This window comes from Microcoleus sp. S13_C3, assembly GCF_036700905.1.
Lineage (GTDB): Bacteria > Cyanobacteriota > Cyanobacteriia > Cyanobacteriales > Microcoleaceae > Microcoleus.
On record NZ_JAUBPT010000180.1, the window covers coordinates 1 to 15,553 of the forward strand.

Consider the following 15,553-nt stretch of genomic DNA (forward strand, 5'->3'; position numbering starts at 1 on the left):
TGGCAAACCGATTCAGTCATGGCATTGTCTAGAATACATAGATGATATTTTTTGTCAATGCGTAAGTCCTATAATTGTAGGGAAACGGCACTGCCGTTTCCTGATTTCGGGTAATATTAATTCCGATGCCACCGATCGCAACTAACAATTAACTACCAACTGCTGCTAATTGATTATTTCCTGTGACTAGAGGCGATACTTCCTGGCGAATGGGAATCTCGATGACAAACTCTGCACCTTCCCCAGGCGTGGAAATACACTGCAATTTGCCTCGGTGTTTTTCAACTATAATCTGATAGCTGATTGACAGTCCCAAGCCTGTGCCTTTGCCGACTGGTTTTGTAGTAAAAAATGGGTCGAACAACTTGCCAATAACTTCTTGATTGATTCCCATGCCGTTGTCGGCAATCCGAATTTTTACTGTCTCGGAATCCGCACTTGTGCTAATCCGAATTCGGTTGTGACGAGCATATATTTCTTTTGAAGAATGAGTGCTGTTGTACTCTTCGAGGGCGTCGATCGCATTTACTAAAAGATTCATAAATACTTGATTGAGCTGACCTACATAGCACTCGATTTTTGGAAAATTGCCGTATTCTTTGATAATCTCAATAGCGGGACGAAGTACATTAGCTTTAATCCGGTGCTGCAAAATTAGCAAAGTGCTTTCGATTCCTTCGTGAATATCTACTCGCTTCATCTGCGATTCGTCGAGTCTGGAAAAGTTGCGTAAGGATACAACTAAGTCGCGGATGCGATCGGCTCCTACTTTCATAGATTCCAAAATCTTCGTAAAGTCTTCCATTAAGTAATCAACTTCAATATCTTCTGCTGCTTCTACAATTTCTGGGACGGGATTTGGGTATTTTTCCTGGTAAAGGTGGAGCAAACCGAGCAAGTCTGTGGCGTATTCCTTGGCGTGGGTGATGTTGCCGTAGATGAAGTTAATGGGATTGTTAATTTCGTGGGCGACGCCGGCGACTAGCTGGCCGAGAGAAGAGATTTTTTCGGTTTGGATTAGTTGAGTTTGAGCTTGGTGCAACTCTTGGACAGCTTTTTCGAGCTCGGCTGCTTGCGATCGATACTGTCCCTCGGACTGCTTGAGTGCTTCCAAAACTTGGACTCGATCGCTAATGTCGGTGTGAGTTCCCACCCATTCGCGAATGCTGCCGTCGGCTGCCAAAAGGGGGACGCCCCGCACCCAGAAGTGTCTGTAGCTGCCGTCGGCGGCCCGCAAGCGGTGCTCGACTTCGTAGAGACTTTTTGTTTCTATGGCCCCCATCCAAGCTTGTATTGTGCGATCGCGGTCTTCTGGGTGCACTGCTTCTATCCAGTTGTCCTTCTCTTTCCAACTCATGCCCGTATAAGCTATCCAATCAGGCTGAGGCTTGTCGAAGATTCCGCTAGCGTTGGTCGTCCAAACCATCTGTGCGGTGGCCATTGCCAGCGATCGGTATCTTTCCTCGCTCAGACGCACAGATTCTTCGGCTTGGCGGCTGGCTGTCACGTCGCGCAAAATAGTTGTGAATATGATTTCGCCTGCCACTTCGAGTTTGGAAATAGAAACTTCGGCGGGAAATTCCGTACCATCTCGGCGGCGGGCGAAAATTTCTTTGCGGTTGCCCATTTTTCGGGCTTGTTTAACGCCACCGCCGAAATTGCTGACGAGGTGACTATGATCCGTGGCAAAAGCTTTGGGCAACAGCAGGCTCAGGGATTGCCCGATCGCCTCTGCTGCACTCCACCCGAAAATCCGTTCTGCACCTTGGTTGAACAGGATAATTTTTTGGTCAGCATCCACAGAAATAATCGCGTCCTCGGCAATTTCTAAAATGCCGGCGAAACGAGCTTGTGACAGTTGCAGCGCCTGTTCAGCTTGTTTGCGATCGCTGATGTCGCGGGCGATCGTCGAAATGTATGCGAGTTTGCCGTCCGGTGCGGAGTGGGAGATGATAACTTGGCTGATGGGAATTTCGAGTCCCGATGCTGACACGAAGGCTGTTTCTCCACTCCAAAAGCCCTCGGAAACAGCGGTGGCGATCGCTTGATTCAAATTGCTGCGGCCTGACGCTGGCGTGAATTCTGCAACTTGTCGCTTGGATATATCTTCGTTTTCGCCTATACCCACCATTTTTCTGCCTGCTTTGTTGATGTAAATCGGGCGTCCTTCGAGGTTGGAGATACCTACAAAATCCGGGGTCGCTTCCAGAATTGCTGCCAGACTTCTGTTGGCGATTTCGGCTTGTTTACTCTCAGTAATATCCCGCGCGATGCTAACTATACCGCTGATATTTCCTTGCCCGTCCCGGTAAGCGCTTTTTGTAGAAAGAAATGTCCGCAAATTGCCTTTAACTGGCAGTTCTTCTTCGATCGCTTGCGTTGTTCCCGCTGTCATAATTGGGCGATCTGTTTTCCTAATATTGCCCGCAATTTCCGGCGGAAATAACTCGCTGTCATCTCTGCCGATAATGTCGTCTACAGACTTGCCAATTATACTGGCTCCCGCAGCATTAAGCATTAGGTAACGGCCCTCAATATCTTTGACAAATAGGGCTGCCGACGTACTGTTGATGACTGCCAGCAACAGGTTGTAGTTTTTTTGAAGCGCCTGCTTTGTTGTTTGAGAGTCGAAAATTTGCTGCTGCAATTGCTCGTTGGTGATTTGCAGTTGGATAGTCCGTTTTTCAACTTGATTTTCTAAGTCTAATTTAGCTTTCCTCAGTCCCAGTTCCGCTCGATAGCGCTTCCGGTCTGCGCTGCAGAGAGTTTTTGCATTCTGCCAAATCAGGACAGTAAAAATAATCACGTTCAATACACTTAACAGCGATATCCCTACCTCCGGCGTGTAGGCTTGTAACCGTTCTCCCAATAGGATGAAATAACCGACTAAAGGCGGGATAATGATTGCCCGTGGCAACAAGCGCCTCGCCATGATGCCGCCCGCGCGATCGCTCGTCATTACTGATATCAATCCTCGCTCTGGACTGGCAAATAAAATGCCGAAGCTCAGCAACATAAATGCTGCGGCAGTGTGCAAAGCCATGCCGGTATTTTTGCCAATTTGGTAAAATAAAGCTTTGTCGTAGAAATAGCCTATCAAACCCGTAAATGCAATTAAAAATGCACAACAGCTTAAGATTTGAATCCGCAAGTATTTAGGCCGACGTTCTGACAGCAGCAGCAGCGCTGTTCCCAGCAATAAAAAAGCACCAGCAGTATTCGGTGCCATGCGTCCTGGTGTTCCGGGGGTTGTCAACCTGTAACTTTCTTTAAATAGCAGTTGGTCGATGCCTAAGTCTAAATTAAAGCTATATTGAACTAGGGTTAATAGGCTAATTAATATAATTAAAAATGAGGAACCCACAATTAAATTTTTGTAATTTTTGTGAGGCTTTCTTGCTGTTAATTTGGCGCGCCGGATCTGTTGGATGAATAGAGAAAACCCGCCCAAAATAAAGCATACCGCAGTATTGGCTTTCATCGTCACGAGTCCGGGCAGAATGCTTTTTAACATTTGCAGATCGAAGATCCAACCCAAAATGACTATACAGCCGATCGCCATTACTGCAATACTCGCTTTTTTGGAAAAAGACTGGACAGCAGCCATTCGGGTTGAGGGCGTTTGCAGTTGTGCTCGTTCAAAAACTTCCAATTTCTCGCTCCCTCCAATTATTTGGTTTCTACGTATTCAAGGTAACAATAAACACTCTAGTGATATTGTTGCCCGCTATACAAAGCTGCTTAAAATTTTCTCAAAGCTGCTAACCATAAAATATGAATTATTTTATCTAACTTTAGAGAGAACGTCAAATAAAGGTTGAAGGCTCTTATGTAGAAGGCATTCGGCAGAATTAAATATTTTTTTTGCTGGCAAAATTTAAAAAAATTCCTTGTTCCTGGTTCCTTGTCCCTTCGATTTCGGAAATTGGGGCCCGATTCATCGGCAAGACGAAGTGTTATTACTCAGTACATCGAGGGATAATGGTAGCGGAGGAATCACTCTGCAGCAAGATCACTCGCATTGTAAACCGGCTGCTGTGGCTGTGGAAAATGCGATCGGCAAAAAAGTTACGCTAAACTGTTCTTTAAAAGACTTGACAATATACACTAAATCGCTTTTTTTTTACTTAAAAACTCTTACTACAATCCTCAATCTTATACCAATTATTAAAAGTAGCAGAGCCCGGTAAGGACACGGCATTGCCGTGTCCCTAAAGACGATCGCATACAATCGTGTTGAGTTTGGTTCCTCAACTAATGACAACAGTCAACTGACAACAGTCAACTGACAACAGTCAACTGACAACAGTCAACTGACAACAGTCAACAGTCAACTGACAACAGTCAACTGACAACAGTCAACTGACAACAGTCAACTGACAACAGTCAACAGTCAACAGTCAACTGACAACAGTCAACTGACAACAGTCAACTAACTCCCAACTTTTGAAGTGCTTCCAAAGCTTCGGTTGCTGACGGGTAACGCTGGGGGAAAGCGTACAGTACCATCTTGTCTAAAACGCGAGCCAACTCCGGGGTGACAGTTGCATTTTTCTGCCAGATGAGATTCCCTAAATTATCAACTCTGAGTTGTTTCGGGCGCATCCCTGTCAAGGCTTGAATCCCGATGAGCCCGACAGCATAGATGTCGCTGCACAATTTCGGGGAACCGATGGCTTGTTCGGGAGGAATATAATCTTGCTGAGTCCCACCGCGCGATTTCGTTTGACCGATGCTGTTTGGTGAAGTGTTGATTTCTTTAACGGCCCCAAAGTCAATTAATACAATCTTGCCATCTGATGTCCGCCTGATTAAGTTTTGAGGGTGAACGTCGCGGTGAATTACATCTTGTTTGTGAACAAAAACAAGCACTTCCAAGATATCTTTCAACAAAGCGATAACCTGATGTTCTTCCCAAGGTTGACCGTCGATTAGCTCTTGATACAGCGGTTGCCCTTCGATGAATTGATAGACTAAATAAAAATATCCATCTTCTTCAAAGCGAGCTAACAATTCTGGTATCCGATCGTGCTGGCCCAATCGATATAAAACGCGCGTTTCTCGATCGAATAGCTGGCTGGTTCTCTCACACTGCCTTTTCAGGCGCTTGACGAGGCACAAAGGTCGATCGGGCAAATTTTCATCTTCAGCCAGATAGGTATCGCTGTACTCGGTGCTGACCAAATGTTCTCTGATTCGGTAACGCATCCGCAACAGCTTTTGCAAGATCGGATCGACAGATTTAGCGGGTTGTGTGCCTTGTACAGCTCTCATGATACAGTCCCAAAGATTGGCTCCGACTACTCTTTCTTCTTGACCGAGAATTTCTGCTTGTCTCAGTACCTTTGTCAGTTCTTTCCACAAGTTGTAGCCGACATACCGCCCCAGGTAGCCCACTGTGTACCCGCGGGCGATCGGATCATTTTGCTGAATTTCTTGGTACGTCAAACCCCCTACAACGCCTCGAATTATCGACTGTTGCAACCGACTCAGGTGTTTTTCCGTTTGTTCGTATACCAGATTGTCCAAAAAAATTATTGCTTCTTCTACCGTCATAGCTTCATATTTTAAGTGATTTGTACAGGAGCCACGCATTTTTATATCCCTAGATTCCTGTTATATATGATTTCTCTTAAATTTGCTAGATTGTCTACTCATTGAAATATATTTTTACCAATATGACTTTTATGACTTTATGTTATGAATTTTATGAATTGACGTTTTAAGTAGTTACTGGTACTATCTCAAATACAACTTTTAACTAGAGAGTACATTGCCAAATTAGGGTCTCGCAGATTCGGCTTTACAACTCCAAACATCAGAAACGACTGTTGTCAACTAATAGGTAAATTAATCATGTCTATCTTCAGTACCGCAACCAGCTTCCCTGTCGGCGAAGGGCCGAGTGACGTTGTTGTAGCAGATTTTAACAAAGACGGTAAGCCAGATATCGCCACAGCGAATCAAGGAACTAACAACATCTCGATTCTGTTGGGGACAGGCACTGGCAGCTTTGGCACTGCCAACAACTTTAACATCGGCTTTAGGCCCATAAGTCTGGCATTAGGGGACTTTAACAGCGACGGCAACCTCGACATAGCTTCTGTAAAGAGGGACAGCGCAGATGTAGGTCAAGTAGCCATCCTGTTGGGAAATGGCACAGGTAGCTTTGGCACTCCCACGAACTTTGATACGGGGGAAGCTGATGGGAAGTCAGATTTTGGCCGTGGTGTTGGTGTGGGTGACTTTAACAGCGACGGCAAGCTAGATTTACTTACGATAGGCAATAACAATCTATCGATCCTGTTAGGAACTGGTACAGGCAGCTTTGGGGAGCCTACTAACCTTAATTTTAATGGGTCGAATTCGCGGTTTTTCGCCGTGGAAGACTTTAATGCTGACGGCAAGCTCGACTTAGCTTTCATAGACTCTTCTGATAATGTATCGATCCTGTTGGGGACAGGGACAGGCAGCTTTGGGACTCCTACTAAATTTAAGGCGGGGAACGATCCGATCGGGCTCGCCACAGGGGACTTCAATGGGGATAACAAGCCAGATTTAGCTGTAACAAACATCGGCGAATCTAAAAACGTATCAATCCTGTTGGGGACAGGGAAAGGCAGCTTTGGGGCTCCCACTAACTTTAATGCGGGGGACTTTCCCAATAGCGTTGCTGTTGGGGACTTTAACAGCGATAACAAATCAGACTTAGCTGTGACGAACGATGATGGTATCTCCATTTTGTTGGGAAATGGTGCGGGCAGTTTTGGTGCGCCCGCCAACTTTTCGGCTGGGGAATATCCCTTTATCATTGCTGTTGGGGACTTTAATGCTGATGGCCTGACAGACTTAACTACGACAAACGATACTGAAGAATCTAGCAACGTCTCGGTTTTGCTCAACAACAACAATACGCCTGTAGTGAATTTTGGTGCTGCTACCTACAGCGGCAGAGAAGGAAACGCGAATAGGGTTGTTGATATTCCGGTGACAATCAGCAGCAGTCCCGTCAAAGATTTGACAGTCCCGATCGTAATTGACTCTAGCAGCACAGCCACCCAAAATTCAGACTACACTTTTTCACCTGCCACTGTCACATTCCGTGCAGGTACTAACACTCTCACTCAGAATGTTGCTGTCACTATCAAAGCTGACAATATCGCAGAAAACGCCGAAACAGCGGTGTTCAACTTTGGCACGATTACTGATGGGATTGCAGGTAAAACAAATCAAGCAAAATTGACGATCGCAGCTAATGATACTAATGCCATAGCTTACGCCATTGCTACTGATACTGCCAGTATGACCGAACGCAACATTATCACTACTCCCGTTACTTTTACCGTGACTCGCAGTGGAGGTATCAATGCTGCCAGCAGTGTAAATTACGCAATAGGAGGAACTGCTACAAATAGCAGCGATTACAACAATATCGGTGGCACTTCTGGAGCAACTGCTACTACTGGCCAGATTGATTTTGCTGCGGGTCAGAAATCGAAAACGATTACTCTCAATGTGTTAGGCGACACCATAATTGAAGCAGATGAAACTATTGCTGTCACCCTGTCAAATCCCACAGGTCCAGGGGTAACACCAACTATTACCACTGAAACGGCTACTACTACTATCAAAAATAATGATTTGGCCGGCTTTAGGGTTAATCGAAAAGCGGTATCAACAACAGAATCTGGTGGCAAAGCAGAATTTACGGTCAAATTAAAGGCTGCACCAACTGCTGACGTTACCATCGGCTTGAGTAGTTCCAATACAGGGGAGGGAACTGTTTCGACGAATAGCTTAACTTTCACTCCCGCTAACTACAATAAACCGCAAACAGTAACGGTGACTGGTGTTGACGATTTGGTAGTTGATGGCAATATTGATTACAAAATTGTCACGGCGGCTGCTGTCAGCACCGATCCTAATTACAATAACCTTAATCCTAATGATGTCACCGTCACCAACAGTGACAATGAAACTTGGGGAATTACGGTTAATTCGACTGAGGGATTAACTACTGACGAAGATGGGAACACTGCCAACTTTGATATAGTCCTGAATACCAAACCAACTGCTAACGTGACTATCGGTTTGAAAAGTGACAATGTTGCCGAAGGAACAGTTTCGACTAATAGTTTAACATTTACTCCTATTAACTGGAATACACCGCAAGAGGTAACAGTAACTGGGGTTGACGATCGCATTGGTGATGGTGATATTGACTACACAATTGTCACGGGTACTACTGTTAGTACCGATCCGAAATATAACAACCGAAATGTAGCGGATGTTAGCATTACTAATGAGGACAATGATACGGCTGGTGTTTCTGTTAGTCTTACCGAAACGGAAGTTACAGAAGGCGGCGCGAATGGCAGTTACCAGCTCAAATTAAAGTCGCAGCCAACAGCCCCCGTTACCATCACTCTCACAACCAATAATCAGATTCAGCCGATCGCCCCTGTGACTTTCACTCCAAATAATTGGAATGTTGCTCAAACCGTTACGGTAAAAGCTGTTGACGATACAGTTGCCCAAGGTACAGACAGCGCTAATATTACTCACACTGCAACCAGCACTGATGCTAAGTATAACGAAATTTCGGTGCCAGGGGTGATAGTGGCGATCGACGATAACGACACTACGCCGACACCGACGCCGACACCGACGCCAACGCCGAAACCAACGCCGACGCCAGTTACGCCGACACCAACGCCGACGCCAGTGACGCCAGTGACGCCGACACCAGTGACGCCAGTCACCCCGACGCCAGTGACGCCGACGCCAGTCACCCCGACGCCTGCAGAAGTGACGCCGACGCCTGCAGAAGTGACGCCGACACCAGTGACGCCAGTGACGCCGACACTAGGGACGCCCCCACTGATACTTGCAACTCCAGACATTATTATTAATGTACCACTGGGATTCTTAGTCACTTGGGAAGCAGGTGGCACAGCCAAATTCACTGTCAAACTCAACAGCCCACCTACTGCTGATGTGAGTATTACTTTTAGTACCAATAATGCGAGAGAAGGAGTAATTGACAGGCCAACTGTTACCTTCAATTCTACTAATTGGTATGAAATCCAGATGGTGAGCGTAAGAGGCGTTGATGATTTTGTATTTGATGGAGAGCAAAATTACATGATTATTGCCGACCCTGCTGTTAGCGCCGATCCCAATTACTCCGGGTTAACTACATCAATTGTTTACGCTTACAATACTGACGATGACGATCCTCTTCTTGAGACGAGCGTTAGTATAGGCTGCGTTATTGATGGTTACATCTCCGGTGCAACCATCTTCCTAGATGCTAACAAAAATGGCATTAAAGATAGTAACGAACCATCAACTACTACTGACTTTAACGGTGAATATCAGCTCGATATTCCCTTGGAGACTTTCGACAAAAATAAAAATGGGAAAATCGATGCAGATGAAGGCAATTTAGTAGCTTTTGGCGGGACGGATACTGCGACAGGTTTGCCGCTGGAAATGCCTCTTTCTGCACCTGCGGATGCTAATGTTGTCACTTTGTTAACCAGTTTGGTAACTGATTTGATGGCTGGGGGAATGACGCAGAGTGAAGCCGAGTCAAAAGTTAAATCTACTCTGTCTATTCCTGCGGGAGTTGACTTGAGCGACTTAGATCCGATCGCCTCTACAGCAAAAAATGAGCCTGGGGGCGTTGAAACTCTAGTCGCCATGACAAAAGTCCACAACGTCATCACCCAAACCAGCAGCCTCATAGACGGTGCATCTACGGCGGACAATGCTGCGATCGTCAAAGCTGTTGTCGGGGCAATTAACAGTAAAATTAAATCCGGTGGTTCCCTGGATTTGAGCGATGCGGCACAGGTAGAAAGCATTATCGAGCAATCTGTTGCCAAGGTCAAAGAAATTGACACCAATCTCAACACTGAAAAACTTTCCCAAATTTCCCCGGAAGCTGCGAAGGTAATGGCTGAGGCAAATCAAAGCACGGATAAAGTTAAATCTAACTTTTTGCCTGAGTTTATTCCCTCGGAAATTGCCAAAGTCCAAAAGGTGACATTAGGTGAAAGTTCGATCGCCCTCGAAGAAGCGGCGGCTGGCACAAAACCAATCGCACAGGTAGTTTCCGAAAATACGGGCGAATTTTTAACGGCCAAAATTCAAGGTAATCCAGCACCTTCTCAACCTGCTGTTCCGGTTGTACAAGGTGATGTGGAACTTGTCAATAATTCTCCTGAAATTCTCGGTGATGAGGGCAAAAATCTTGTCGGTACTGATGATAGCGATACTTTAATCGGCGGCAGCGGTAACGATTTTATCAGTGCCAGAAAAGCTAGTGATTCCCTCGATGGTGGCAGCGGTAATGACAGCATTTACGGTGGCCGGGGACTAGATACGCTGACAGGTGGCAGTGGATCTGATATCCTATTTGGAGGCCGCGGTGCTGACAGTTTGGACGGCGGTGCAGGCAATGATAGTTTGTACGGCGGTAAGGGCAATGATACTTTGCTTGGCGGTTTGGGTGATGATTTTCTCAGCGGTGAAAATGGCGATGATTTTCTGACAGGAGGTAGCGGGATCGATCGCTTTTTGTTAACTCCAGGTGGCGGCTCGGATACGGTGCTTGATTTTGAGGTGGGTATCGATAAATTTGCGATCGATAACGGTTTGACTTTCCAGCAGTTAGAAATTAGTCAAACTGCGGGAGGAACGCTGCTGAAAGTTGCCTCAACTAATCAAGTTTTGGCAACAGTCACTGGGTTGAATAGTTCGATTACTGAATCGGATTTTGTGTTGCTTTAGATCCAACTCCAGCGTAGAGGCAATCCTGTGATTGCCCTTCTAAATGAGGTAGGCACTAAAAACGAATCATTTGTTCAATCACTTTTACTGGGAGGAGCATCATGTTTAAATTTGGAAAAATGACCCTAGTATTCATCACCGCATCTGTTGCTGTTTTGCAGCCAGCTTTTTCAGCTAGCGCCCAAGAAACCAGCAGCGAGTTCAGGCAACTGCAAACCTTATTAGAAGCTAAGAAATGGGACGACGCCGATCGCGAAACCGTCTCTTTACTCCGCAACAACCCCACGTCTTGTCCTAACCTCCGCGCGATCGACCAATTGTGGATGCAACACAGCAATAATAAATACGGCTTCACTCCGCAGTTAGAGATTTGGCAACAGACGGGGAAGGGTTTAAATTGTCAAACTTGCGAAGAAGAAATTAAAGAATTTAGCAGAAAGGTAGGATGGAAACTTGACTCGCGAGACATTCCTCTGCTAGGGGATTTTCCCGCTCAGTACCCAACTGTTGCTGCATTAGGTTGGCAAAGCTACGTTGGTAGAGATACAAGTTTTTTTGGCGATCGGCGTAATACATGGCAAGCGTCGAAAGTTCAAGGTCATAACTTGTTCTCTACTTTTGCTAATTGCGGCAAGTAATATCAAATCCGTTAGCATCGGAATAGTAAATTCCAGTTCACTGTTCACTGTTGACTGTTCACTGTCAACAGTGAACAGTGAACCGTCAACCGTCAACCGTCAACATCATTCCGGTGTAACCGGAAATGATATAAGTAGACAAACCTAAAAAAACAGAATACTCAGATACCCGACTTCTTAAAGAAGTCGGGTATCTAAAGCGCGAGGTCGTTTTACGTTCTTTTGCTTTCATACTTCTGCTTCTTTTAAAAAGCTGGTTTTGCTGAATACAGGTATGAATTTAAAATTTCCCAATTGCTATGGGCCAAGTATGGTGAGTTTTGTAACGTTGGAGAAAAGTTTATTCATACCGTAAATCAGCAACGCCATTTATAGAACACAGGCAAGATGTCTGTTCCACAAATATAGAATAAGAAATAACAATCAACAGTCAACAGTCAACAGTCAACAGTCAGCTACTTAATCTTATTTACATAGCCCCACAAACTATAATCGCGACTCAGCCAACCCCGGAAAAAAGCCATCTGAGTCGGATCTTCTTGCACCCGTTTGTAGCGGTAAATAATTCGTTCATTAATCATTTGCAGGGCGGTATTTCTGTTATTTGCCCCTTTCAGCGCTTCCTTGGTGCGCGGGTCAAAAACTCCCGTTTGCGGCAATCCTAATGCTTGCTGAAGAAAGGTAATTGAGTTATTAATACCGAAATTAACGGCGGTGTCAAACATGACGATCGCCAAAGCCGGCTGCATCGTGCCCGAAAGGCTAGAATCCCAGTAATATTTATAAATTTCTAGGAGCTCTGCTTCCGACATCTGCGTCACGTCTAGGGGCGGAAGCCCACGACTGTAGCGGTAGGCGTTGTATTCCGTTTGCAAGACGCCCCGATAAGTTCTGCCGCCCTTATCGGCTGGGTGATTGCTGAATCCACCTTCAAAATATAGGGTGAAATAAAGAGCAGTTTGAAATAATTTTTGCGTAAAGCTGGCTGTCTGCTGCTGCTGTGCGAAAGTCTTTTGGGCAAAGGGTAAGGGGATTGCTAAGGTTAACAAGAGTATCCCCAGCAGGAGGTTTGGTTTCCACTTGATGTTATGTTGGCGCTGTGTCGCTTGCTTGTCGCTCATAAATTCTCTGTGACGATCGCCCGTAGTTCCGCTAAAACTGCTACTCTGCAAAATAATATAGATTCAACCTTTAACTTGATAGCACAGATAGGCCGCAAAATGAATTCCGATTTTCGCAACCAATCCGAAACACCCCAATTAGAAGATGCAGCATCGCTGACAGTCGCTGCAGAAACCTATTACTCTCAAGGCAATTTAGCAGCAGCCGTCGCTGCTTGTCGCCGAGCTCTGGAATTGCAACCAGATTGGGCGGCGGCTTACGTGACAATGGGCAATGTGCAGCAAGCAAGCGGCCAAATTGAGGAAGCGATGCGGTTTTATTCCGAGGCGATCGCTCTGAATCCGGATTTTGCTGAGGCTTATGCTAATTTGGGGAGTATGCTCTACAAACAAGGGCTTTTGGTGGAGGCGGTTGTCAATTACTCCAAGGCGATCGAACTTAAACCAAATTTGGCTGCTGCTTACTGGAATTTGGCAGGGGCACTGAAGCAGCAGGGGCAGCAGGATGCAGCGGTAGCATACGAGCAAAAAGCTCTCGAACTCAATCCCCACCTTGCTGAGGTAGATTTTCACTTAAATTTAGGAGATAAATTAGCGCGGCAAGGGAAGTTAGATGAGGCGGTGGCTGCATGGCAGCGGGCGATCGCATTCAAACCCGATTTAGCCGAAGCATACTGTCAAATTGGCCGAGTTTTGCGCCACCAGGGCAAATTTAAAGACGCAATACCCAACCTTCAAAAAGCCCTAGAAATTAAACCGGATTTTATTGCTGCTCACCAAAATTTGTGCGACATCCTCATAGATACTAGCAATTTAGCTGCCGCGCGGCAAGCCGTACACCAATACAGCCAAATGTGTGCCGAAACCGATCCAATTATGACCGCGATTTACTTCATCAGCACCTATCAAGTGTCGGGATTAAATCAAATTGCGGGCGATCGATTTTTAGAGCTAGAGTCGTACTTGCAGCACAACTTAGAAACCGCTAACCCGGTGGAAATTAAATCGCTTTATGCAAACTTGTTATTCAGCACGCCCTATTTGCGAGATGACTTGGCAGCCAACTCAAAACTTGACAGATTAATTGCCCAAAAGTATATCGAACAATGTATTAAACCTAATTTTTCTCAACCCGCCAATTACAGTTTCAAACCAAGTGTCCCATCCCGCCCGTTAAAAATCGGCTTTTTGTCCAATCACTTTAGCCGCCATTCTGTAGGTTGGTGCAGCGCTGACATCATTCGCGAATTGTCTGACATCACACCCCATGTGTATTTGTACGCTTCCGAAAGAATTATTCCTGACGATCGCACTCAGCAATTTGAAAGTTTTGGCAAACTGACTTTTCCGACAACCTACCCGAACGGACTTGCCAATTCTGCCGAAATTATCGACAAAATTCAGCAAGATGAATTGGACGTTTTAGTTGATTTAGATTCTCTCAGCGTACCAGTTCACGCTGACATTCTCTACCAAAAACCAGCACCAGTTTGTGTTTCTTGGCTGGGATTTGACGCCCCTTACATATCGCCGGAAAATTACTTTCTTACAGACAGGCACTCGCACCCAGCAGGGCAAGAAAAATATTATGACGAGCAGCTAATTAGGATGCCTGATTCCTTTGTAGCGGTGTCCGGTTTTCAGAGATATGGAGTCGATCCCGTTGCATTGAGAAGGTCGCATCGGATCGGCTTGGATCAGATAGTTTACCTGTGCGTCAGTCCCGGCAGAAAATTCAATGGCGAGTTGGTAAAAGCACAAATTGCGATTCTCAAAGAAGTGCCGAACAGTATCTTAATTCACAAAGCTTTAGGCGATGCTGCGGTGTTTGAGGCTGCCTATCACCAAGCTTGCGAAGCTGAGAAAGTGAGCAAGCACCGAATTAAGTTTTTGCCGAGGTTTGCTACTGAGGAAGAACACAGAATTATCTATTTGCTGGCAGATGTTTTGTTAGATTCTTATCCTTACAACGGAGGAACTCAAACTTTAGAGGCTTTGTGGTCTAATTTGCCGGTGGTGACTCGCACAGGAGAGCAATTTTTGTCGAGAATGGGTTATTCGTTTTTGCAGGCATTAGGAATTGAAACAGGCGTGGCTTTGTCTTGGTCGGAATATGTGGAAGTGGGTGTAAAATTGGGCAAAGAACGTGAATTGAGAAATGCAATTAAAGCACAGTTGGTGAAATCTAAAGATCCAGCCAATTTGTCGCCGCTGTGGAATCCGAAAAAGTTTGCGGGTGATATGTATGCGGTCTTGGAAAAATTATGTAAAATAGGATAAATGCTGGCTAGTGACTACTAACTAATGACTACTGACTACTGACTACTGACTACTGACTACTGACTAATGACTACTGACTACTGACTACTGACTAATGACTACTGACTACTGACTACTGACTACTGACTAATGACTAATGACTAATGACTAATGACTTCAACATTGCCCACTATTAAGTTTTTAAAACAGCCGACTTCGGAAGCTTGGGTGCAACAGGCGATCGCCCATTTGGATACAATCTTATTAGACCATTCTCACTGCGAGCGGAAAGCGGCGGGAGTAGCGTTAAATTTAATGTTTCGCTACCCAGCCCGCGAAAAATTGGTGAGGATGCTAACGGCGATCGCCCGCGAAGAATTAGAGCATTTCGAGCAAGTCAACCAGCGGTTAGAACAGCGCGGCATTGCTTTAGGCCCTTTGGCCGCACCTCCCTACGGTGCCGGTTTGTCCGCCCAAATTCGCAAGCAGGAACCGGAGAGACTTTTGGATTCTTTGTTGGTTTCTGGTTTGATAGAAGCGCGCAGTCACGAACGGTTGGGGCTGCTGGGCGATCGCTGTCCCGACGCCCAATTAGCTAAGTTTTACCGCAGTTTGATGGCTTCGGAGGCTCGCCATTACGGTGTATATTGGATTTTGGCAAGGGAGCATCCCGATTTTGCAAATATACAAAAGTATGATAAGGTGCGCCGCTTTTGGGGAAAACCGACACTTAGCTTC

Annotated in this window: 7 protein-coding genes; 4 read left to right on the forward strand and 3 right to left on the reverse strand. The window is 45.7% G+C overall.

Translation table 11 applies throughout. The annotated features are described in order from the left end of the window. Positions 1 to 148 precede the first annotated feature (148 nt). Complete coding sequence (locus tag QUA16_RS31395) at positions 149 to 3,652, reverse strand: PAS domain S-box protein (protein WP_333108219.1); 3,504 nt, start codon at positions 3,650 to 3,652, stop codon at positions 149 to 151. 776 nt (positions 3,653 to 4,428) lie between these two features. After that, the gene (locus tag QUA16_RS31400) at positions 4,429 to 5,595 is read right to left on the reverse strand and encodes a serine/threonine-protein kinase (protein WP_333181622.1); all 1,167 of its coding nucleotides are present in this window, start codon (positions 5,593 to 5,595) and stop codon (positions 4,429 to 4,431) included. A gap of 261 nt (positions 5,596 to 5,856) precedes the next feature. Here QUA16_RS31400 and QUA16_RS31405 point away from each other — a divergent pair, with 261 nt between their 5' ends. After that, positions 5,857 to 10,797 carry an FG-GAP-like repeat-containing protein gene (locus QUA16_RS31405; RefSeq protein ID WP_333108217.1) on the forward strand — a complete coding sequence of 1,647 codons (4,941 nt, stop codon included), beginning with the start codon at positions 5,857 to 5,859 and terminating at the stop codon, positions 10,795 to 10,797. Between the two features lie 101 nt (positions 10,798 to 10,898). Beyond that, positions 10,899 to 11,435 carry a GUN4 domain-containing protein gene (locus tag QUA16_RS31410; RefSeq protein WP_333108216.1) on the forward strand — a complete coding sequence of 179 codons (537 nt, stop codon included), beginning with the start codon at positions 10,899 to 10,901 and terminating at the stop codon, positions 11,433 to 11,435. A 455-nt stretch (positions 11,436 to 11,890) separates the two neighbouring features. Here QUA16_RS31410 and QUA16_RS31415 read toward each other — a convergent pair whose 3' ends face one another. After that, the gene (locus tag QUA16_RS31415; RefSeq protein WP_333108215.1) at positions 11,891 to 12,556 is read right to left on the reverse strand and encodes a glycosyl hydrolase 108 family protein; all 666 of its coding nucleotides are present in this window, start codon (positions 12,554 to 12,556) and stop codon (positions 11,891 to 11,893) included. A 99-nt stretch (positions 12,557 to 12,655) separates the two neighbouring features. Between QUA16_RS31415 and QUA16_RS31420 the strand changes: the two genes are divergently transcribed. Together QUA16_RS31420 and QUA16_RS31425 are read left to right on the forward strand one after the other, a co-directional pair. Next, positions 12,656 to 14,836, forward strand: coding sequence for a tetratricopeptide repeat protein (locus tag QUA16_RS31420; protein WP_333108214.1), 2,181 nt, complete (start codon positions 12,656 to 12,658; stop codon positions 14,834 to 14,836). 150 nt (positions 14,837 to 14,986) lie between these two features. After that, a partial coding sequence (locus tag QUA16_RS31425) for a tRNA-(ms[2]io[6]A)-hydroxylase (RefSeq protein WP_333108213.1) occupies positions 14,987 to 15,553 on the forward strand: 567 nt, incomplete at its 3' end.

Coding starts and splice junctions, on each gene's coding strand:
- QUA16_RS31400 (WP_333181622.1), bottom strand. CDS start 5,595: ATGCGTGGCTCCTGTACAAATCACTTAAAATATGAAGCTATGACGGTA.
- QUA16_RS31420 (WP_333108214.1), top strand. CDS start 12,656: ATGAATTCCGATTTTCGCAACCAATCCGAAACACCCCAATTAGAAGAT.
- QUA16_RS31410 (WP_333108216.1), top strand. CDS start 10,899: ATGTTTAAATTTGGAAAAATGACCCTAGTATTCATCACCGCATCTGTT.
- QUA16_RS31415 (WP_333108215.1), bottom strand. CDS start 12,556: ATGAGCGACAAGCAAGCGACACAGCGCCAACATAACATCAAGTGGAAA.
- QUA16_RS31405 (WP_333108217.1), top strand. CDS start 5,857: ATGTCTATCTTCAGTACCGCAACCAGCTTCCCTGTCGGCGAAGGGCCG.